The sequence below is a fragment of the Hymenobacter plasmatis genome, from assembly GCF_020711255.1.
Lineage (GTDB): Bacteria > Bacteroidota > Bacteroidia > Cytophagales > Hymenobacteraceae > Hymenobacter.
The window spans coordinates 1-20117 of record NZ_JAJFAW010000027.1; the positions used below are offsets into that span (position 1 = coordinate 1).

Below are 20117 nucleotides of genomic sequence, written 5' to 3' on the forward strand. Positions count from 1 at the left end.
ACTACGGCGAGGCCGTGCCCGGCCTGCGCCCCCTGCGCATCCAGTCCAAGTCGCTGGCCGGTGCGGCTGGCCTGCCGGCTGCGGGCTTTGACTTCCGCAACGGGGCCAATGGCCTGGCGGGCCTAGTCGGCAACGCGGCCCTCAACGGCACCGCGCTGGCGCCCATCGCCGGCGGCGGCTTTGGCGAGTACTTGCTGCGGCCGCAGTCGGGCCCCGGCATGGGCAAGCCGCGCTCGGTGGACTTGCTGCCCATTTTCCACACGGGCGTGCCCAACCTGATTCCCTACCAGTTGGCCACGGGCAAAAACGGCAACCCGCTGGCGGCCGGCAAGCCGTTTATCAACAACTTCCTGCCCACCTTCGGCGACATGCTGCGCCTGAACATGGCCGTGCCCCCCACGGACCGCAATTCGGCTGATTTCAGCTCCGAAGGCTTGCTGGCCGCTGCCAAGCTGGGCCTGACGGACCCGCGCTACAACGCCAATAACACGCTGCAGCTGATTCCGAACATGGACGGATTCCCCAACGGCCGGCGCCTGGAGGACGACGTGACCCGCATCGAGCTGCAAGCCGTGGGCGGCGTGGTGCTGGCCGCCATCGGCCTGTGGTACGACGACTACAACCCCGCCGCCACGCCGGCCCCGAGCCCGGTCACGGCTCAACTGGGCAATGTGCTGGGCTTTAGCACCAACATTGAGAAGAACGACACCACCTTCAAGGCCGCTTTCCCATACTCGCAAACGCCCTGGAGCGGCACCACTGCCCAAAAGCAGGTGCTTTCGCAGCGTACCTCGGGCCTGGGCATGCAGCCACGGCTGGCCAGCATAGAGGGCTACCCCAATCCCTTCGTGGGCAGCACCACCTTCCATTTCGACCTGGCCATGGCCTCAAACCTGAGCATCGTGGTGAGCGACGTGACGGGCCGCAAGGTGGCGACCGTGATGACGAACAAGAGCTACGGCGCCGGTGAGCACGAAATTACCTGGAAGCCCGGCAGCGAGGTAACCGCCGGCCAGTACATTGCCACGCTGTATAGCGGCAAAACGATGATACAGTCGGTGCGTCTCGAGCGGCACTAACCCGCTGCGTGAGCCGTTGCTACTGAAATAAGAGCCGCCGGTTGGTCCTGTAGGGGCCGGCGGCGGCTCTTATTTATTTTATGTTTGCCGTATTCCCCGATTTGGGCTAACTCTTTTTCCTGCACTGCTTTGAGAAAGTACCTATACCCGACTTTGCTTCTGGTTTTTGGCGTGCTGGTGCTGGCCATCTTCGTCTTTAAAAAGCCCGATGCCCGCATGCCGGCCCTGAAAGAGCGGCACGGCGACCTGGCCGCCGGCGGCGAATGGCTCAATACCAAAGAAGCCGTTCGCGGCTTATTGGCCAAGCTGCGCCGCAACCCCGACGACTACAAAAGCCGCCTGCTGCTGGCCCAGGCCTACATGCAGGAAGGCCGCGTAACCGGCGACCATGCCTACTACGACGCCGCGGCCATGAAGCTGCTGGACGCCGTGCTGCGCGCCGAGCCCGAAAACTTTGAGGCCATGGCCTGCAAGGCCACGCTGAGCCTCACCCAGCACCACTTTTCCCAGGGCCTGGCCCTGGCCCAACAGGCCCAGCAGCTCAATCCCAACAGCGGGTTTGTGTACGGGCTGCTGACCGACGCCCACGTGGAGCTGGGCCAGTACGACGAGGCCATCAAAATGGCCGACAAGATGAACCAGGTGCGCCCCGACCTGTCGGCGTACGCCCGGGTGAGCTACCTGCGCGAGATTTACGGCGACGTGCCCGGGGCCATCGAGGCCATGACCATGGCCGTGAAAGCCGGCCTCAGCGGCATGGAACAAACCGAGTGGACGCGCGTGGCCCTGGGCCACCTGTACGAAATCAGTGGCGACCTTGCCCGGGCTGAGGGGTGCTACGAAACGTCGTTGCTGGTGCGGCCAGGCTATGCCTATGCCCTGGCCGGCCGGGGCCGGGTGGCGGCCGCCCGCCAAAACTACCCCGCCGCCATCAAGGACCTGCAGCAGGCCCGCGCCATGGTGAAAGATTACGCGTTTTCCGACGAATTGGTGGACCTGTACCGCCAAAGCGGGCAGTCGGGCAAAGCCGACGCCATGGCCAGGGAATCGATTGAAATGCTGGCCAATGCCGCCAAACAGGCCGACGAAGACGAGGAGTTGGGCCACTACGCCGACCGCGAGCTGGCCTATGCCTACCTCAAAACTAACGAGCTGGACAAGGCCCTGGAGCACGCCAAAATTGAGTACGCGCGCCGCCCCGACAACATCGACGTGAACGAAACCCTGGCCTGGGTGTATTTCAAGCGGGGCCAGTACGCCGAAGCCCAAAAGTACATGCAGGTGGCGCGGCGCACCCATTCGCAAAACCCGGTGCTGCTGGGCCGGGCCGGCCTCATCCTGACCAAGCTAGGCAAAGTAGCAGAAGGGCAGGCCCTGCTGGAGAAGTCCCTGCGCACGGCGCCTTACCTCAACCCCGAGCTGGCGGCCGAAGGCAAAGCCCTAATAGCGGCCCGGTAAGATGCGTGCTGTGCTGCTCAACTCGCCCAAGCGCGCGGTTCCGGCCGGGTTGGTCGTGCTGGCCTTCGCTTTGCTGGCCCACCCCGCGGCAGCCCACGTGCTCGATGTGGACCTGAGCAAGCTTTCGCGCTCCGAGATTTTCTGGACCTACCTGCGGCTGGGCTTTACCCACATCATTCCGCTGGGGTTCGACCACATTCTGTTCATCATCAGCCTCTACCTGCTCGAGCCGCGGCTCAAGCCCGTGCTCCTGCAGGCCACGGCGTTCACGGTGGCGCACTCCATCACGCTGGGGTTGGCCATGTACGGCTTCATCCGGCCGCCCGCGGCGATTATTGAGCCAGTTATTGCGCTGTCCATCCTGTTTGTGGCCATCGAAAACATCATCACCGACCGGCTCAATCCGTGGCGGGTAGCCATCGTATTTGGCTTCGGGCTGGTGCACGGCATGGGCTTCGCCAGCGCGCTAACCGGGCTGGGGCTGCCAGCCAAGGACTATTTCGGCTCGCTCATTTCCTTCAACGTGGGCGTGGAATTGGGCCAGGTCTCCGTGATTCTGCTGGCCTGGGCCGTGGTGGGGCGCTGGGCGGCCGATAAAAGCTGGTACAAGCGCCGCGTGGTGGTGCCCGTGTCGGTGGCCATCGGCTTGGTGGCGGCTTACTGGACGGTGGAGCGGGTATTTTTTACCTGAGAACCTCCCGGCCCAACCATTGGAATACGCCGTTATTTGGTAGTTATTTCTATCGACTTTTCAATTGCTATGCTGCGTACGCTGCTCGCCTTGCTGCTTTTGGCCAACTACCTGCTGGTGGTAGGGGCGGGGCTGGTGGTAGGCCGGCCGGCGGCGCCGGCTTTTTCGGCGGCGCATCCCTACGTGCACAGCCAGGGCTGCCAGCAGCAGAACTACCTGCGCCTCGACTGCTTTGAGCAGTGCAACGGCTACCAGCAGGAAGTGAAAACGAAAGTACCTACGGGCACAGGCCTGCACTTTTTGGCGCAGATGAAAGGCCTGGACGTGCATTGTGACATGGCGCAGGAAGTCCAGCCCCCGCAGCGGGTATTTCCACCGGCAGGGGCTGGCCAGCCGGTCGAAAAAGGGGCCGTCCAGGTTGCTGGGTTTGCGGGCCACGATTACCCACCGCCCCGCCGGGGATAAGTTGATTGCGGCTTCCGTCAGGGGGAATCCCCACCCGCCGGGGCCACCAGATGCCCTTGCTGCCAAGCCAGGCATCGCCTTCACTTATCCTTAAACGGACACCTTTAAGCCAGGCTGATAGTGCCCGGCCGGTGTCGCTTTTCCGGCTCTATGATTTCTAACACTTTACTAAAAGCCTGCCGCTTTAGACCGGTAGTGCATGGCCTGGGCCTGTTGGTGGCGGCCTTGCTTTTCACTCAGGTATCGTTCGCTCAGGGCCCGGCTACGCTGCGCGGTACCGTGGCCGACTCCGCTTCCAGCCAGCCCCTGGAGGGCGTGAGCGTGGGCCTGGACGGCCGTCCTGGCGGCACTACCAGCGATGCCCGGGGCAACTTCCACCTCGGCGGCATCGCGGCCGGTACCTACACGCTGCGGGTGGGCGCCCTCGGCTACCGGGCGCAGGCCCTGTCCGTGACCCTGGCCGCGGGCGAAACCAAACGGGTGGCGGTGGCCCTGCCCACGGCCGCGCTCAACCTGAGCGAAGTGACCGTGAACCAGCCGCGCGACCCCAACCAAAGCCTGGCCGCCATCAGCCACATCGACCAGGTACTGCGGCCCCTGAGTTCGGCCCAGGACCTGCTGCGGTTGGTACCGGGCCTTTTTATTGCCCAGCACGCGGGCGGCGGCAAGGCCGAACAGATTTTTTTGCGCGGCTTCGACTGCGACCACGGCACCGACTTCGCCGTGAGCATCGACGGCCTGCCGGTGAACATGGTGAGCCACGCCCACGGGCAGGGCTATGCCGACTTTCATTTTGTGATACCCGAAACGGTGGAGCAACTGAAAGTATACAAAGGCCCCTACACCGCGCGCTTTGGCGATTTTGCTACTTCGGGCGCCGGCGACTTCGTGACCAAAACGCGGCTGGAGCACAGCCAGGCCAAGCTCGAATTGGGGCAGTTTGACACGCGCCGCGCCCTGGTGATGGTGGACTTGCTCGGGGCCGGCCATCATTTGCTCAGCAAGCAGCCCGAAAGCGCCTACGTGGCCTCCGAGTATTACTTCACCAATTCGTATTTCGACGCCAAGCAGCACTTCAAGCGCTTCAACGGCCTGCTGAAATACACCGGCCGGCTCTCCGACAATACCTCACTCACGGTGCTGGGCTCACGCTTCAGCTCCACGTGGAACGCCAGCGGCCAAATTCCAGAGCGGGGCGTGCGCGACGGCCTAATCTCGCGCTACGGCAGCATCGACCCCAGCGAAGGCGGCCGCACCAGCCGCACCAACGCCTCGGCCGTGCTCACCACTGCCCTGCGCCACGATGCCGTACTGCGCCAGCAGGTGTACTATTCCAAGTACGATTTCAGTTTGTTTTCCAACTTCACCTTCTTTCTGCACGACCCCGTGAACGGCGACGAAATTAACCAGGCCGATAACCGCCACCTGTTCGGCTACACCAGCACCTACGACCGGGATACGTGGGTGGGCAGCCGCACCCTGCACAGCACGGTGGGCGTGGGCACCCGCAACGATTTTTCCCGGGTGGACCTGCGCCACGCCGTGCGCCGGGTGATTACCGATACCACTACCACGGGCCACCTTTTCGAGCAAAACCTGAACGCCTACCTCGACGAAACCCTGACCCTCACCGACCGCCTCACCGTGAACGCGGCCGTGCGGGTCGACGTGTTTACGTTTGATTTCCGGGGCTTGCTGGCCAACGACAATACCCAGGCGCTGAAGCCGCTGCGGGGCCGGGTTACGCACGCCCGCGTGTCGCCCAAGCTGAATGTGTACTACCAGCTGTCGCCCGCCGTGCAGCTGTTTGCGCGTTCCGGCTTTGGCTTTCATTCCAACGATGCCCGTGCCGTGATTCAAGATGCTACCGCCAGCGTGCTGCCCCGCGCTACCGGCTACGAGGTGGGCAGCACCTTCAAGCCCGTGCCCAGCCTGGTGGTGAACGCCGCGCTGTGGGGGCTGCACCTGCAGGACGAGCTGGTGTACGTCGGCGATGAGGGCGTGACGGAGCACACCGGGCCCACCCAGCGCTATGGCCTGGACCTGGCCGTGCGCTACCAGCTCAGCCGCCGCTTGTTCTTGGATACCGACCTGAACTACAACCGCGGCCGCCAGCTAGACGCGCCGCCCGGCGCCGACTACATCCCGCTGGCGCCCACCTTCACCACCATTGGCGGCCTGACCTACAAGGACGCGCGGGGCCTGAGCGGCAGCCTGCGCTACCGCCATATTGATAGCCGCCCGGCCAACGACGACGGCAGCATCCAGGCCCGCGGCTATTTCCTGCTCGATGCCGTGGTGGCCTACACCACGCCGCGCTTCCAAGTCGGCGCCACCGCCGAAAACCTGCTCAACGTAGCGTGGAACCAGGCCCAGTTTGCCACCCTTACCCGCCTGCCCAACGAGCCCAATGCGGTGGATGAGTTGCATTTTACCCCCGGCACCCCGTTTTACTTGAAGGTGAATGCGAGCGTGTTTTTCTAGGCACGCCTGCCTGTGCCAAAAAAAGCCGCTCCGGATATCCGGAGCGGCTTTTTTGTGGGTGCCCCGGTCGGGGTTAGTAAAGCGCTACTTTCTGGCTGATTTTAAACTCGGGTACCGTCAGCTGGTAGATGCCAGACGGCAGCGGCTTGCTGATGGCGAGGCGCAGTTCATTGGAGCCGGTGTAGAGGCGGGCGGCTTGCTCGTGCACGAGGCGGCCGGTGAGGTCGAACATACGGATGGTGACGGTTTGCTCGCGGTTGGTTTGCAGCACCAGGTCGATGCGGTCGGAAGAAGTGGGGTTGGGGTACACGCTCATCTCGGCGGTGGGTGCATCGGGCGTGGTGGCCAGTGCGGCCGCGTCGCGGCGGCCGGTCATGGCGCCCGTTACCACGGTGGGAGCGGTGTAGGTGGCCTTCACAAAGCAGCGCTGGGCGGGGTTGGCGGCAGAGGCGTTGCTGGCCTGCAGCGTGTACCAGCCCTCGGCCGGCACGGTGTAGGAGCCGGTGAGGGTGCCCGTGCCTGTGAGGCTGCTCACGATGTTGCCGGCGCTATTCACCACGGCTATCGTGAGGCTGCGGGTGGCGTCGGTGGGGTAGAGGTTGTAGGTAATCACCTTGCCGGAGGCTACGTAAATGCGGCCGGCTTTGCGCGTGGCAGTGGAAGAGGCGGGCAGTTGGCCGCCCTGGCCCAGCGAGCGGGCGTCGCGGTCGCCGAGGTCATCGGCCAGCTCCCATTCCTGGCTGGTGGTCAGGGCGGGGCGGGTGTAGCCGGTGGTGGCATTCACCGGCGCCCATACGGAATAGCCGCGGCGGCCACTGGCGGCCGTGCCGTTGCACGGCGGCGTATTGATGGCCACCGTTTGCGAGCCGCTCACGGTGACGGTGGCGGTGCCATTGGCGCCCGAGTAGTCCTTGAGCACGGTGCCCGCGGGGAAGTCGCAGCTCACGGTGTTGTTCTGCCAGGTGGCGTAGCTGTCGTTGATGCCGATGATGGCCTTGGTGCTGCGCTCAATCACGAGGTGGTCGACGGCTTGATAGCGCACTTTGTAGGCGCCGTCCTTGAAATGCAGGTTCTGGTGGCACCACACGAGGTTCACCAAATCGTCGCGGGTGGGCAGGTCCACGGTGCTTTTGGGGCTGTGGGCGTAGCGCTTGCTGGTATTGCCCACGTTGAACAGGTCTTCGAAGAAGAGCATGGGCGAGCCGTCCATAGCTAGCGCCGCAGCGTAGGCGGCCGACAGGCGCGGGTCGAACGGGTCGATGTGGGGCGCCAGCTCCGAGCCCGTGTTCCAGCCGGTGTAGTTGCCGTTGGCATCGAGCTGTGGCCGCATGGTGTCGTGGTTGTTCACGAAGGGCACGGTGCGGTGCACGTAGGTGCCGTTGGTGAGCACCACGCGCGTGCCCTGCTGGTAGCCGGGCAGGGAGCCCAGGTCGAAGCTGCCGCCCTGGCTCACGATGTTGTAGAGGCCGTTACGCAGCGAGAAGTCAAACGTACCCGAGCGGTTGTTCACGTTGGTGCACCACTGGTCCATTTGGCTTGAGGAGCCCACCCATTCGCCCACGGCGTACATGGTGGCGCCGCCCGAAGCCCAGCCGGCGTTGCTTTGCAGGTTGTAGAGGAAGTCTTCGCTGGCAAAGTCCGGGAAGTGCTTCACCGCGTCGAGGCGCACGCCATCGAAGCCCACTTGCTTTTTGTACCACACCAGCCAGTTGCGGTTGCCGGTGCGCATGTAGTCCGAGGCCTGGGCGGGGTTGTAGGTGGCGTTGGAGCTCAGGCCGTTGGAGCCCGGGTAGTAGCTGATGTCGGGGCCGAAATACGGGGCGTTCCAGTCGCCCGAAGTGGAGTTGTTGCCGGGGTTGGGGTTGAAATTCTGCCAGTTCTTGGAAAACCGGCCGCTGCGCGAGAGGTAGTCGGCGGCGCTTTCGTCGCCGGCCGGCTTGCCGTAGCTCACGTAGCGGAAGTTCTTGTAGCGGTTGGTGGTGCCGTCGTCGTAGGCGGCCGGGTCCTGGCCACCGGCGCCCGACGAAGAGCCGGCCCCGTCGTTGTGGTTGAGCACAATGTCCTGAATCACCTCAATGCCGTTGGCGTGCAGCACGGCCACGGCGCGCAGCAGCTCGTCTTTGGTGCCCATGCGGGTGGCCAAAAAGCCCTTCTGCCACTTGTCGCCCAGGTCGTAGTTGTCAAACGGCGAGTAGCCGTTGCCCTGGTTGCCGTTTTTGATGGTGGGTGGAATCCAGATGGCGTCCACGCCCATGGTTTTCAGGCGGGGGGCCAGGTCGGCCAGGTAGTTGGCCCAGCCATTGGGGTAGTTGCTGTTCCAGTAGTCCCACCAGAAGGCTTGCAGTACCACTTTTTGGGCTCGGGCAGCCTGGTTGCCCAGCCCAAGCAGCAGCGCAAGCATCAGCAGGAACCGAGCCGCGCGGGGAATGAAATTTTGAGGAGTAGATTTTGGCATTGTGTGGGAATTTTGGTTGTGAAGAAATGAAGAAAAAACTGTATGGTATCAGGCGAAGCCGGACTCGCTTATCGTTCTGATTTATAAGATGAAAAGGTGTATTTTTGCGCAGGGGTTGCCAATAAACGGCATATATTTTTAATCGTTGCTCTAATAAATATTTACTTTATTTATTTATAATTATTAAGGGTTGACGCGTCTGCCACAAATAGCCATTTTTGCGACCTATTGGGCAGGGTGCAAGGGTGCTGCGGTCCTGGCAAAAGATTTTAAACTCTCCTTTTTTTAAGTAAAATATTGGGCTGTTTCTTTCCCAGCAGTACCTTCAAGTAATGGTTGTATCGGTTGAATTGTGTGCTACTCGGGCTGTTTCCAAGTGGTCGGCTTGGGAGCGTTGCTTTTTGGTTGCAGTAGTGGTTGCGGGGCTAGGCAGTTGCCAGGTGCGCGCCGACGAAGCCCACGCGCTACCAAGCTCAGTTCAGGCCGCAGTGCTGGCGACCCGGTCCGCCGCAGTTTCAACTCCTGCTGCCGAGACCCTGCCTGATTCGCTTGCTCTTACGCCCATCGCCCCGCTGCCCAATGTGCCCGACACGTTGCGCCAAGCCATCCGGCAGCTCCACGCGGCCCTGGGCCCCGCGGCAGCGGCCTTGCGCCCGGCCGTGCTGGAGCAGGCCTGCGTGGGCTACCTCACCCTGCACCCCACCGGGCGCATCGAGCGCGGCGGCTTGCTGGCCGTGGCCGATATGGACCTGCCCAATACCACGGAGCGCCTTTGGGTGCTCGATTTGCGCCATGCGCGGGTGCTGCACCGCAGTCTGGTGGCCCACGGCGAAGGGTCGGGAGCTGTGCGGGCAACTCGGTTTTCAAACAAAGAGGAGTCGGCCTGTACTTCGCTGGGCTTCTATCGCACCGCCGATACTTACGACGGCATCCACGGCTATTCGCGCCGCATCGAAGGGCTCGACAAGGGCCAGAACGCCAATGCCTACGACCGGTACGTGGTGCTGCACGCCGCCGACTATGCCAGCCCCAACTACATCCGGCAGCACGGCCACCTGGGCTACAGCCGCGGCTGCCCGGCCCTGCCGCCCGAGCAGTTCAAGGCCATCATTGCCACGGTGCGGGTGGGCAGCATGCTGCTGATAAGCGGCCCCGGACTGACCTCGCGCTGGCTGGATGGCCGAGCTGCCGGACGGCGATTTCTGGCGCGGGGCTGGGAATAAACCGCCTATCAGCAGGGCCGTTGAGCTGGCGCCCGGGCCCATAAGCGGAATCTTTTGAGAACCTCAGAGGTTGTAAACCAGCCACCGACCCGTGTTCTCACGTAGAAGGTGGTGAATCAGTAGCTGCCTGTGCGGCTGCGGGTTCTACAAGACACCAGCTAACCCATGAAAATTATGCACCAGCCCAGCGTAGTACAGCGTAAACGCAAGTCGCAACGGCGGGCCCGTCTGGCGCGCCGGGTGATGCCTTTTCTGGCTTCGCTGTTTCTGGCCACGCCCTTAGCCGGCCCGGTATCGAAGTCGATGGCTGGTACGCGCAACGAGCTGCACCTGCCGAGCAAAGCTTTTTCGGCCGCGGCTGTGTACGACCAAAAACTGCGGGCTACTTACGACGCCCTTGGGGCGGAGCAGCAGGGCCTGCGCTTCGAAACCTTCGAGAAAGCCATGACCGGCTACCTCAACCTGCGCCAAGCTGGCCGCCTCGCCGACGACAAGCAGCTGCTGACGGTGGTTGACTTCGACCTGCCTTCTACCGAGAAGCGCCTGTGGGTTTTCGATTTGGCCAGCAACAAAACCTTGTTTCATACCCTGGTGGCCCACGGCCACAACTCCGGCGAAAACGAAGCCACCAACTTCTCCAACACCGACCAAAGCAACATGAGTAGCCTCGGCTTCTATGCTACCAGCAAAGAATACGAAGGCAAGCACGGCCGCAGCCTGCGCCTGGAAGGGCTCGACGAAGGCTTCAATACCAACGCGGCCAGCCGCTCGGTGGTGATGCACGGGGCCGACTACGTGAGCGAAGAGTTTATCAAGCAGAACGGCCGTCTGGGTCGTAGCCTGGGCTGCCCGGCATTGCCGCTTGACCAGTACGCGCAGATTATCGACGCCGTGCATGGTGGCACCTGTCTGTTCATTAACCGGTCGGACGCCAGCTACAACTCTAAATACCTGAACGAGGACGCCGCCATCACCGCACTGGTTTCTACCGCTTCGACCGCTGCTAACCACAGCTAACGACTAGCTTTCAACAGATAAAAAGGCCCCGAATGGATTTCCATTCGGGGCCTTTTCTTTTTCAAGCCACGTCTCTCCGATAGTTCTTCCGAATTGAGCTAAAGTAATTGCTCTCGCACAATTAAGCGCGTAGAAAAATGCGGTCATGCTGAGCGCAGCCGAAGCATCTCTCCCGCCGTAGTAATCAATGCTAGCTCAACGAAGCGGGCGAGATGCTTCGGCTGCGCTCAGCATGACCGTACTACGGTTACTTATGCACGATTAAAGGCGGGCTGTGCCAAGCAATTGCTCCGCTGACGCGCATTTTAGCCCAACGGCTTACTGCAGCTTTACGCCGAACTTCTTGCCGACGCCTTCCAGGTCCTGCACCACGGCGTCAAGGAGGGGAATGCCTTCCAAGATGCGGTGGGCTGCCATTTCCCGCTCCGGGTCGCCGGGAATCAGCACCTTTTTGCCTTCCACGGCGTGGGCGTTGCGGAAAGTCGAAATCCAGTTGTCCATGTGGGCTTTGAACTCGTCGGCGGGCCGAAAGGCATCCACGCGCATGGCCCCGAAGAAGTGCCCCAGCCCCTGGCCCACCGGGTCGGTAGGGGGCTGCAGAAAGGCCACGAACGGCGGCACCCACGGCCCGTAGTTCGCACCAGAGAGCACAGCCGAGAAGATATCCACAACGCTGCCCAGAGCGTAGCCCTTGTGCGAACCCGTGGCGCCGCCCAGCGGCAGCAGCGCACCGCCGTTCTTCACCGCGTTGGCGTCGGTCGAGCCGCTGCCGTCGGCGTTTTGCACCCAGCCTTCGGGGACCGGCAGCTGCTTGCGTTGGGCTATTTCGAGCTTGCCGTTGGCGGCGGTGGTGGTGGCCAGGTCGGCCACGAAATCTGGCTGCTCGCCAGCGGGCACGGCCACGGCAATGGGGTTGGTGCCCAGGAGGCGGTCGAGGGAGTAGGTGGGTGCCACCAGGGGGGAGGCATTGGTCATGGCCACGCCTATCATGTCGTGCGCCAGGGGCAGCATGGCGTGGTAGCCGGCAATGCCGAAGTGGTTGGAGTTTTTGACCGAAACCCAGCCGGTGCCCACCAGTTGAGCCTTCTCAATGGCCACGCGCATGGCCTTGGGGCCCACCACGAGGCCGAGGCCGCCGTCGCCGTCTACCACCGCCGTGCTCGGCGTTTCGTACGTCACACCTACCCGGGGCGTGGGGTTGATGCGCCCGGCTTCCCAGAGCCGCACGTAGCCCACCAGCCGGGCCACGCCGTGCGAGTCGATGCCGCGCAGGTCGGCCGAGAGCAGCGTTTCGGTAGCCAGGGTGGCGTCGGCCTCGGGGCAGCCGATGCTGCGGAAAATGGCTTCGGTGAACGCGAAAAGCTGGTTGTAGGAAAAGGTCATAATGGGGCTAGGCCGCGAGCATTTCTGCCAGCAGACCTTCTTTTAGGGCATAAGCCGAAGTGCGAATGCGGGTGATTTCCGAAATGCCCAATACAAAGTCGATGAGCACCGAGGCCACTACCAGCATGTCGGCCCGCATGGGCAAAATGCCGGGCAGGGCCACGCGCTGCTCGTGGTTGCCGCTGAGCAGGTGTCGGTAGCTGGCCTGGAAGCTGCCTACTTCCAGCTCGGTGCAGGGCGGCAGCTCCGATTCCGAGCGCAAGCGCCCGACTTGCATGTCGGCCAGGCTGTCGAAGCTGCCGGAGGCGCCCACCAGGCTCACAGGCTTGTAGCGGTGCACCGCTTCAATGAGCGGGGTGAGCACAGTGCTCAAATATTCCTGCTCGGCCTCCACGGAAGCGGCCGGGAAAATGCCGCTGGGGTCGGGGAAAAAGAGGTCGAGCAGGCGCTGCGCCCCAATTTCAAAGCTTTGCTTCCAGAAAATGGTGCTGTGGTTGGCCACGATGAATTCCACCGAGCCGCCGCCAATGTCCATGATTAGGCTGGGGTCGGTGCCCAGGTCCACGGCCTGGCGCACACCGGCACAAATCAACTCGGCCTCCCGCTCGCCGGGGATAACATCGACCTGAATACCGGTTTGCTCGAAAATGTCGCGCACCAGGTCGGGCCCGTTACGGGTCACGCGCATAGCGCTAGTGGCCGTGGCGCGAATTTCCTTGACTTCGTGCAGCTCAATTTCCTCCTTGAAGCCGGCCAGCGTGTGCAGGGCGCGGGCATACGCTTCGGGGGCAATAATGCCCTGGCTGATGCCGCCCTCCCCGAGGCGCACGCCGGCTTTGGTGCGCAGCAGGGCCAGCGGCTTGTCGCCGGCCACGGCGGGCATTTCGACAATAAGCAGATGGAAGGTGTTGGTGCCGAGGTCGATGAGGGCCAGGCGGTGATGGGGAATTTGCGTCATGTAAGAAGGGGTTTGCACGGCCGCGGTAAGGTCCTTGTGCATTCGAATAATGGGCAGGTGCTCCCCGTTGGGGAAAGTAAGGGCAAAATGCTCGTCGGCGAGGTAGCCCAGGGCCCGGTACAGCGGCTCGCCGGGGAGGGTGGCGGCCAGCTCCAGGCGCCGAAAGCCGGCCTCGTACGCCGCCTTTTCGCTGAAATGAACGATGGCCCGGCCAATGCCCTGCCGGGCCCACTGCGGCAGTACAAAAAACGCCCGGATGCGACCGGGGTGCTGCGCCGGGTCCAGCAACTGGTCCTCGGCGGCTTTGGTCTGGTCGCCGCCAAACAGGGTGCTGCGCTTGCTCCAGCCCCCGCAGCCTACAATCTGGCCCTCGGCTTCGGCCACGTAGTAAGTGCCGTCGTTGATGAGCTGGGTGTCTACGCCAAACATGTACTGCAGGGCGCTGTCAATCTGCCGCGGCGTGTAGTAGCCAATGCTGAGCCGGCGAACGGACGCTTCGATGAGCGCATTGAGCGCCGGCACGTCGCCCAGGGTGGCCATACGGATGGAATAGGGCATGGCTAAAAGACGTAAAGCAGCTGACGGAATAACAAAAAAGGCGGGCGTCGGGGCAAGCTGCGGCCTGCCTCCCTAGTTGGCGAACCGGCAAAACGTGCCCAGCGGGAGCTTGCGCTGGCCGGCGTCGTGTAGGTAAATTTCGCCCAGTTCGCGCACGCTTTTCTCGCCGGTAAAAATCTCGGTTACGAGGTTGTCGAGAATCAGCGCGGAGAAGCCCAGCGAGTACAGGTTCACCACAAAGAAGTGGTCGGCGGGGTCGAGCAGCTGCTGGCTAAGCTTGAGCAGTTCGTTGAGTTCGTCTTCGAGCTGCCATTTTTCGCCGTTGGGGCCGCGGCCGTAGGCGGGCGGGTCCAGAATGAGGCCCTGGTACTTGCTGCCGCGCTTCACTTCGCGGCGCACGTACTTCATGGCGTCTTCCACCAGCCAGCGCACGCCGTCGAGTTGGCTGGCTTCCATGTTGTCGCGGGCCCAGAAGTTGACCTGCTTCACCGAATCGAGGTGCGTGACGTCGGCCCCGGCGGCGCGGGCGGCCAGCGTGGCAGCCCCGGTGTAGGCAAACAGGTTGAGCACGCGCGGCTGCGCGGCGCGGCGCAGCTTGGTCTGGTTGTAGATGAACTGCCAGTTGGGGTCCTGCTCCGGAAACAGCCCCACGTGCTTAAACGACGACAACCCCAGCCGGAACTTGAGCTTGAGCCCATCGGGCCGCTCGTAGGCTATCAGCCACTGCTCGGGCATGGCGGGCTTGAGGCGCCACTGGCCTTTTTCGGTGGAGCCGGCGGCGCGGGCAAAGGCGGCATCGGCTTTCTCCCATTCTTTCAGGGGCAGGTGCGGGTCCCAAATGGCTTGGGGCTCGGGGCGCGCCAACACGTACTTACCGAAGCGTTCCAGCTTTTGGAAGTTGCCGCAGTCGATGAGCTCGTAGTCGGGCCAGGGGCTCGTGGTCAGGAAATCGTACATAGAAAGGGCAAAGGTAGGGGAGGGCCGATTTGGTGGGGCCCCGGCTTGTGGTTTTTGGCTTTTGGAGCTTCATGTGCCGGGCTGGCGACAACTGCATTTCCACGCTTTTAGCCCACCTCCTTCATTCGGCCCAACGGCTCTTAAAAAGCGTTTTTCGTAGAAAGAGGATGTTTAGAATCCCCAAAGACCCCGAATTACCAGCGTGGGTATTTCTGGCGCTGCGCATAGGGTCGCTGTTGGCAGTGGCCATTGTAGCGGCCATCGTCGTGAGGTGCAGCGATTACTAAAGCAGCTCAGGACGCACATGGCAGCCTCATGGGTGTGAATTTCTGGTAATTAAAACCCTTAAGGCGGCGGTAAACGCTGTTCATCGAAGAATGCCGGCTAAGCTGATGGCTAACACCTAGCTTTACCGGATGCTTACTGCAAACTGGAAGAAGTTGGTGGGCTTGATTGTGGTGCTCCTGGCCGGGCTTGCCCTCGTGCTTTGGTGGCCCCGCACGCCTGCGCCGCGCCCAGCGCTTCCGCCCGAAACCTATGTCCAGCGCCGCGAGGTGAGGCGGCCCCACCGTGGGCAGGTTTTTGACCGGAAAGACTCGCTACTGGCTTATACCGAAAGGCGCTACCTGCTCAGCTTCACACCGCGCCAGCCCCTGGATTCGGCTCGTTTTAACCGGCTGTTGGGCTGGCCCGATAGCGCGCTGCAGGCCCGGGTGGCCGATATCCGGCGCCGGGAATTGCCCATGCAAATTGAGCTGACTTCCTCCGAGGCCGACACCGTGCGCCGGCACCGCCGCGAGTGGCCCCACCTCACGGTGCGCGAGTACACGGCGCGCACCTTCACCGTGCCCGTGGCCGCCCCGGTATTGGGCTATGCCTACGCGGCGGCCCAGCCGTTTCTGTACCAGGCGCAGCGGCTGGCCCGCGGCCGCTTCTACCGCCTGCGCAATGGCGGTGTGGAAAGCTACTACAACGGGCTGCTCACCGGCCGCCGCGGGGCCTATCATCCGCTGGTAGACGCGCGGGGCCGCCAGCACGGCTCCTGGGCCGCCGACACCGTGTACCGCCCCGGCCAGGACCTGCACCTCAGCCTCGATACCGAACTGCAAGCCTACGCCGAGCGCATCCTGGCCGAACGCCGCGGCTACATTGTGGCCCTGGAGCCCGCCACGGGCGAAATCCTGTGCTACGTATCGGCCCCCACCTACGACCCCGCCGTGATTATGGCGCCGAGCGGCGGCCGGGCGCGCCGCGCGCTGCTGCTCAGCCCCGACATGCCGCTGCTGAACCGGCCCGCTACCATGGCCAACCCGCCGGGCTCGGTATTTAAGCTGGTGAATGCGGCCGTGGCCATGCAGTTGGGCGCCATCACGGCCAATGCCGCGTTTCCCTGCGACCAGTCGCTCATCAATTGCGTGCACCACCATCCCAACGCCCGCAACCTGACGCAGGCGCTGAAGTACAGCTGCAACCCCTATTTCTACCGGGTGCTGCAAACCGTGGTGGACAACGTGCCCGATTCGCTTGCCCAACCCGCCGATACCTGTGCCGTGCGCCACCAAAACCTGATTGCCTGGACGCGGTACGTGAAGTCGTTTGGCCTCGATACCCTGCTCGGCGTGGACGTGGCCCGCGAGAGCCCCGGTTTCATTCCCACGGCCGCTTACTACGACCGCCGCCTCGGGGCCTGCAACTGGACCTATCACAATATTTACTCGCTCAGCGTGGGGCAGGGCGAAATCAACCTCACCGGCCTGCAAACGGCCAATGTGCTGGCCACCATCGCCAACCGAGGCTGGTACATCACGCCGCATTTTGTGCGGGCCGTGGGAGCGTCGGGCACGCCGCTGCCCAAGTTTCGGGAAAAGCACCGCACTCTGGTCGACAGCGTCCACTTCGCCGCCCTCATTCCGGGCATGGTGGCCGCGCTGGGCCACGGCGGCACCGCCGACCTGGCCAATCTGTTCGATGTGGGCATTAGCGTAGCCGGCAAAACCGGTACCGTGCAAAATGACGAGGGCGACGACCACGCCACTTTTGCCGGCTTTGCCCCGGCCAACAAGCCGAAAATTGTGGTGGCCGTGTACATCGAAAACGCGGGCTACGGCGGGCTCTCGGCGGCGCCATGCGCGGCCCTCATCATGGAAAAATACCTGCGCGGCAAAATCGCGCCCAAGCGCAAGCGCTGGGAGGGGTGGCTGCGCTGCGGCAACCTGGCCGAGCAAGGCCACTAAAGGGAATTGAGCCGGCGGAACGGTTTCTTTGCAGAATAGATTTTGGCTGCAGCTTTAGATGATGCTAAACAGTCAGCAGACCGTCATGCCGAGCGTAGCGAAGCATTTCGCTCGCGCCTCTTGTCATGCAGAGCGCAGCGAAGCATCTTCTCACCTTTGAACGACTCCGGTGTGATAAGATGCTTCCTTCGTCAGCATGACAGCCGACTTAATTAATACTGCACGCGAGATGCTTCGCTGCGTTCTGCGTGACGTCCTTTTAAAAGCCACAGGTTATTCTCATGCAATTCCACAAATACCACGGCACCGGCAACGACTTTGTCATCATCGACGACCGGAACCGGCAGTTTGATGAAACCAACCACGCCCTGATTGCCCACCTGTGCCACCGCCGCTTCGGTATCGGGGCCGATGGGCTGATGCTGCTGCGGAACCTGGCCGGCTACGATTTTGAGATGGTGTACTTCAACGCCGACGGCCGGCCCAGCTCCATGTGCGGCAACGGCGGCCGCTGCCTCGTGGCCTTTGCCAAATTCCTTGGCGTGATTCAGGACACGGCGCATTTCCTGGCCGTGGACGGCCCCCACGATGCCCGTGTGGAGCCCGACGGCACCGTGCGCCTGAAAATGCAGGACGTGGACCCAGCCCAACCTGCCGGCGCCAACGATACCTTCCTCAACACCGGCTCGCCGCACCACATCCGCTTTCTGCCCACCGGGCTCGACGAATTGAACGTCTTCGCCGAAGGCCGGGCCCTGCGCTACGGCGAGCCCTACGGCGCGGCCGGCGCCAACATCAACTTCGTGGAGCTGCCCGCCGACCCGGCTCACCCCTGGCCCGTGCGCACCTACGAGCGCGGCGTGGAAGACGAAACCCTGAGCTGCGGCACGGGCGTGACGGCCGTGGCCCTGGCGGCCAGCGCGCGCGGGGCGGCCTCGCCGGTGCGACTGCGCACACCCGGCGGCCAGCTGGAGGTGGCTTTTGAGAAGCGCCCCGATGGCGGATTTGAGAACGTGTGGCTGAGTGGCCCGGCCGTGCGCGTATTTAGCGGCGTAGTAGAGGAGTAACCGGCGTGCGGCCGGTTTGCCCACCCGGCTTTACCATACACCATGACACAGCCCGTTCCAGCTACCAAAGCTCCCGCTTCTTCCGCTGCCGTGCGCCTGCGTGCCCTTGAGCCCGAAGACCTCGACTTTCTGTTTGCGCTGGAGAACGACCCGGACATTTGGGCCGTGTCGGATACGCTGGCGCCGGTGTCGCGGCACGCTCTCCGTGAGTACTTGGCGCATGCCACCGCGGATTTCTACGTAGTGCGCCAGTTAAGGCTTGTGGTTACTACTGAAATTAGCAGCCTGCCAGTGGGCGTAGTCGACCTCTTTGATTACGACCCGCTGCACCAGCGGGCCGGGGTGGGCATCACCATTCTGGCCGCCGAGCGCCGCCACGGCTACGCGCGGCAGGCCCTCGAGCAGCTGAAAAACCACGCCCGCCAAGCCCTGCGTTTGCACCAGGTGTATGCTACTATTGGTGCCGGTAACAGCGGCAGTATGAGGCTGTTTCGCGCGGCCGGGTTCCGGCGGGTGGGCACCCGGCTGGCGTGGCTGCGCACACCCACCGGCTGGGACGATGCCGTGGAATGGCAGTGCCTGCTGTAGCCTGGTGAGGCTGCCGGCCCATTAATACGCTTCTATATTATTGGCCTGCGATGCTCCTAACGGAAATATTTAGCAAAGTAAGCTGAACCATATCCTTACTTGAAGGAGAGCCGTATAGGGTGGCAAGTGCCCCGGTCGTCTATCGTGTGTTGGTCCGGAGCGGCGCGAAACTTTATTTTCTTGTCGTTATACATGCCACCATCGTCGACGGCGGAAGTGCCTCTGCGTGCCTCCGCCACCGCTGCCCGGCCCAGCGAATCAGCTGCCGAAACTACTCCTGAATATACCCTGCCCGACCTGGTTTGCTTTGCGCATTTGCACTGGGACTTTGTATGGCAGCGCCCCCAGCATTTGCTTTCCCGCTTTGCCCAGTACGGGCGGGTTTTTTATGTAGAGGATGCCTTCTACCACGCCGACGATTTGGTTGAGCCGCACGTAGAGGTAAAAGAGCGCGACAACGGGGTGAAAGTGGTGGTAGTGCATTTGCCGCAGCGCCTGCGCCACGACGAAACCGCCAGCGACCAGGCCCAGTTTGAAGTACTGAGCCAGTATTTCAGCGAGCAAAGCGTTACGAAATATAGTTTCTGGTACTACACGCCCATGGCCTTGGGCAAGTCGCGCCACTTCCAGCCCTTGCTCACCGTGTACGACTGCATGGACGAGCTGGCCAACTTCAAGTTTGCCCACCCCGAACTGAAGAAACGCGAGCAGGAGCTGTTCCAGAAGGCCGACCTCGTGTTCACGGGCGGCCACACCCTGTACGAAGCCAAGCGGGAGCAGCACCCCGATGCCCATGCTTTCCCGAGCAGCATCGACAAGGCCCACTTTGGCCAGGCCCGCGGCCCGCTGGCCGAGCCCGCCGACCAGGCCGCCATTCCCCACCCGCGGGTTGGCTTTTTTGGCGTGGTCGACGAGCGATTGGATATTGAGCTGCTGCGCGAGCTGGCTGAGAATCATCCGCAGTGGCAGTTCGTCATCATCGGGCCGGTGGTTAAGATTGACCCGGCCGTGCTGCCCCGCACGCCCAACGTGCATTACCTGGGCGGCAAGGACTACAAGGAACTCCCAGCTTATTTGAAAGGTTGGGAGGTAGCGACATTGTTATTTGCTGACAATGAAAGCACTAAGTTTATCTCGCCGACCAAAACTCCGGAATATCTGGCGGCGGGCAACCCGGTAGTGAGCACCCCGATTCGCGATGTGGTGCGGCCCTACGGCGACCTGAAACTGGTGCACATCGCCGACAACGCCCAGGACTTCGGCGCGGCCATTGAAAAGGCCCTGACCCAGCGCACTGACGCCGACTGGCGCCAGCGCACCGACGATTACCTGGCCACCATTTCCTGGGACCAAACCTGGCAGGACATGGTGAACCTGATGCAGCAACGCCTCGCTGCGAAAACCCCTGATGCGGCCACGGCCGCAGGCACCCCACTGGCCGTCAAGGTTTCGGAGGTTACGCCTCCGGCAGCGGCTCCGCGCTTTTAGCCCAATTATTTT

The 20117-nt window shown here is 62.8% G+C and carries 15 protein-coding genes and 1 pseudogene; 11 read left to right on the forward strand and 5 right to left on the reverse strand.

Annotation, left to right across the window (positions count from 1 at the left end; translation table 11 throughout):
- From LJ738_RS17415 to LJ738_RS17435, 5 genes are all read left to right on the forward strand, one after another.
- Positions 1-1079, forward strand: a 1079-nt coding sequence (locus LJ738_RS17415) for a DUF4331 family protein (protein ID WP_227787639.1), incomplete at its 5' end; no start/stop codon positions are given.
- A gap of 129 nt (positions 1080-1208) precedes the next feature.
- Complete coding sequence (locus LJ738_RS17420) at positions 1209-2537, forward strand: tetratricopeptide repeat protein (protein ID WP_227787640.1); 1329 nt, start codon at positions 1209-1211, stop codon at positions 2535-2537.
- A 1-nt stretch (position 2538) separates the two neighbouring features.
- Entirely contained in the window at positions 2539-3228 is a 690-nt protein-coding gene (locus LJ738_RS17425; protein ID WP_227787641.1) for a HupE/UreJ family protein, read from the forward strand.
- A 69-nt stretch (positions 3229-3297) separates the two neighbouring features.
- On the forward strand, positions 3298-3693 hold the full coding sequence (locus tag LJ738_RS17430; RefSeq protein WP_227787642.1) for a hypothetical protein: 396 nt from the start codon (positions 3298-3300) through the stop codon (positions 3691-3693).
- A gap of 150 nt (positions 3694-3843) precedes the next feature.
- The gene (locus LJ738_RS17435) at positions 3844-6177 is read left to right on the forward strand and encodes a TonB-dependent receptor (protein ID WP_227787643.1); all 2334 of its coding nucleotides are present in this window, start codon (positions 3844-3846) and stop codon (positions 6175-6177) included.
- Between the two features lie 73 nt (positions 6178-6250).
- On the opposite strand, the gene LJ738_RS21640 is transcribed toward LJ738_RS17435, so the two are convergent.
- The gene (locus LJ738_RS21640; RefSeq protein ID WP_410779926.1) at positions 6251-7507 is read right to left on the reverse strand and encodes an alpha-amylase domain-containing protein; all 1257 of its coding nucleotides are present in this window, start codon (positions 7505-7507) and stop codon (positions 6251-6253) included.
- A 6-nt stretch (positions 7508-7513) separates the two neighbouring features.
- A pseudogene (locus LJ738_RS21645) lies at positions 7514-8632 on the reverse strand (alpha-amylase family glycosyl hydrolase); the annotation flags it as partial.
- A 413-nt stretch (positions 8633-9045) separates the two neighbouring features.
- On the opposite strand from LJ738_RS21645, the gene LJ738_RS17445 reads away from it, so the two are divergent.
- Both LJ738_RS17445 and LJ738_RS17450 read left to right on the forward strand, forming a co-directional pair.
- On the forward strand, positions 9046-9855 hold the full coding sequence (locus LJ738_RS17445) for a murein L,D-transpeptidase catalytic domain family protein (protein WP_227787645.1): 810 nt from the start codon (positions 9046-9048) through the stop codon (positions 9853-9855).
- Between the two features lie 165 nt (positions 9856-10020).
- Positions 10021-10872 carry a murein L,D-transpeptidase catalytic domain family protein gene (locus LJ738_RS17450; protein ID WP_227787646.1) on the forward strand — a complete coding sequence of 284 codons (852 nt, stop codon included), beginning with the start codon at positions 10021-10023 and terminating at the stop codon, positions 10870-10872.
- Between the two features lie 318 nt (positions 10873-11190).
- Here LJ738_RS17450 and LJ738_RS17455 read toward each other — a convergent pair whose 3' ends face one another.
- The 3 genes from LJ738_RS17455 to LJ738_RS17465 form a co-directional block, all read right to left on the reverse strand.
- Positions 11191-12255: an Ldh family oxidoreductase gene (locus LJ738_RS17455; RefSeq protein ID WP_227787647.1), complete on the reverse strand. Its 1065-nt coding sequence runs from the start codon at positions 12253-12255 to the stop codon at positions 11191-11193.
- A 7-nt stretch (positions 12256-12262) separates the two neighbouring features.
- Positions 12263-13771: a GNAT family N-acetyltransferase gene (locus tag LJ738_RS17460; RefSeq protein WP_227787648.1), complete on the reverse strand. Its 1509-nt coding sequence runs from the start codon at positions 13769-13771 to the stop codon at positions 12263-12265.
- A 72-nt stretch (positions 13772-13843) separates the two neighbouring features.
- On the reverse strand, positions 13844-14728 hold the full coding sequence (locus LJ738_RS17465; RefSeq protein ID WP_227787649.1) for a class I SAM-dependent methyltransferase: 885 nt from the start codon (positions 14726-14728) through the stop codon (positions 13844-13846).
- Positions 14729-15144: 416 nt separating this feature from the next.
- On the opposite strand from LJ738_RS17465, the gene LJ738_RS17470 reads away from it, so the two are divergent.
- The 4 genes from LJ738_RS17470 (at position 15145) to LJ738_RS17485 (ending at position 20105) form a co-directional block, all read left to right on the forward strand.
- Positions 15145-16962, forward strand: a complete 1818-nt coding sequence (locus LJ738_RS17470; RefSeq protein WP_227787650.1) for a peptidoglycan D,D-transpeptidase FtsI family protein — start codon at positions 15145-15147, stop codon at positions 16960-16962.
- 281 nt (positions 16963-17243) lie between these two features.
- Complete coding sequence (gene dapF, locus LJ738_RS17475; RefSeq protein ID WP_227787651.1) at positions 17244-18029, forward strand: diaminopimelate epimerase; 786 nt, start codon at positions 17244-17246, stop codon at positions 18027-18029.
- A gap of 42 nt (positions 18030-18071) precedes the next feature.
- Positions 18072-18617 carry a GNAT family N-acetyltransferase gene (locus tag LJ738_RS17480; protein ID WP_227787652.1) on the forward strand — a complete coding sequence of 182 codons (546 nt, stop codon included), beginning with the start codon at positions 18072-18074 and terminating at the stop codon, positions 18615-18617.
- Positions 18618-18809: 192 nt separating this feature from the next.
- Positions 18810-20105 (forward strand): glycosyltransferase family 1 protein, encoded by a 1296-nt coding sequence (locus LJ738_RS17485; protein WP_227787653.1) that lies wholly within the window; start codon positions 18810-18812, stop codon positions 20103-20105.
- Positions 20106-20117: the final 12 nt, after the last annotated feature.

Coding starts and splice junctions, on each gene's coding strand:
- LJ738_RS17430 (WP_227787642.1), top strand. CDS start 3,298: ATGCTGCGTACGCTGCTCGCCTTGCTGCTTTTGGCCAACTACCTGCTG.
- LJ738_RS17470 (WP_227787650.1), top strand. CDS start 15,145: ATGCTTACTGCAAACTGGAAGAAGTTGGTGGGCTTGATTGTGGTGCTC.
- LJ738_RS17425 (WP_227787641.1), top strand. CDS start 2,539: ATGCGTGCTGTGCTGCTCAACTCGCCCAAGCGCGCGGTTCCGGCCGGG.
- LJ738_RS21640 (WP_410779926.1), bottom strand. CDS start 7,507: ATGCGGCCACAGCTCGATGCCAACGGCAACTACACCGGCTGGAACACG.
- LJ738_RS17465 (WP_227787649.1), bottom strand. CDS start 14,728: ATGTACGATTTCCTGACCACGAGCCCCTGGCCCGACTACGAGCTCATC.
- dapF (WP_227787651.1), top strand. CDS start 17,244: ATGCAATTCCACAAATACCACGGCACCGGCAACGACTTTGTCATCATC.
- LJ738_RS17485 (WP_227787653.1), top strand. CDS start 18,810: ATGCCACCATCGTCGACGGCGGAAGTGCCTCTGCGTGCCTCCGCCACC.
- LJ738_RS17455 (WP_227787647.1), bottom strand. CDS start 12,255: ATGACCTTTTCCTACAACCAGCTTTTCGCGTTCACCGAAGCCATTTTC.
- LJ738_RS17480 (WP_227787652.1), top strand. CDS start 18,072: ATGACACAGCCCGTTCCAGCTACCAAAGCTCCCGCTTCTTCCGCTGCC.
- LJ738_RS17435 (WP_227787643.1), top strand. CDS start 3,844: ATGATTTCTAACACTTTACTAAAAGCCTGCCGCTTTAGACCGGTAGTG.
- LJ738_RS17450 (WP_227787646.1), top strand. CDS start 10,021: ATGAAAATTATGCACCAGCCCAGCGTAGTACAGCGTAAACGCAAGTCG.
- LJ738_RS17460 (WP_227787648.1), bottom strand. CDS start 13,771: ATGCCCTATTCCATCCGTATGGCCACCCTGGGCGACGTGCCGGCGCTC.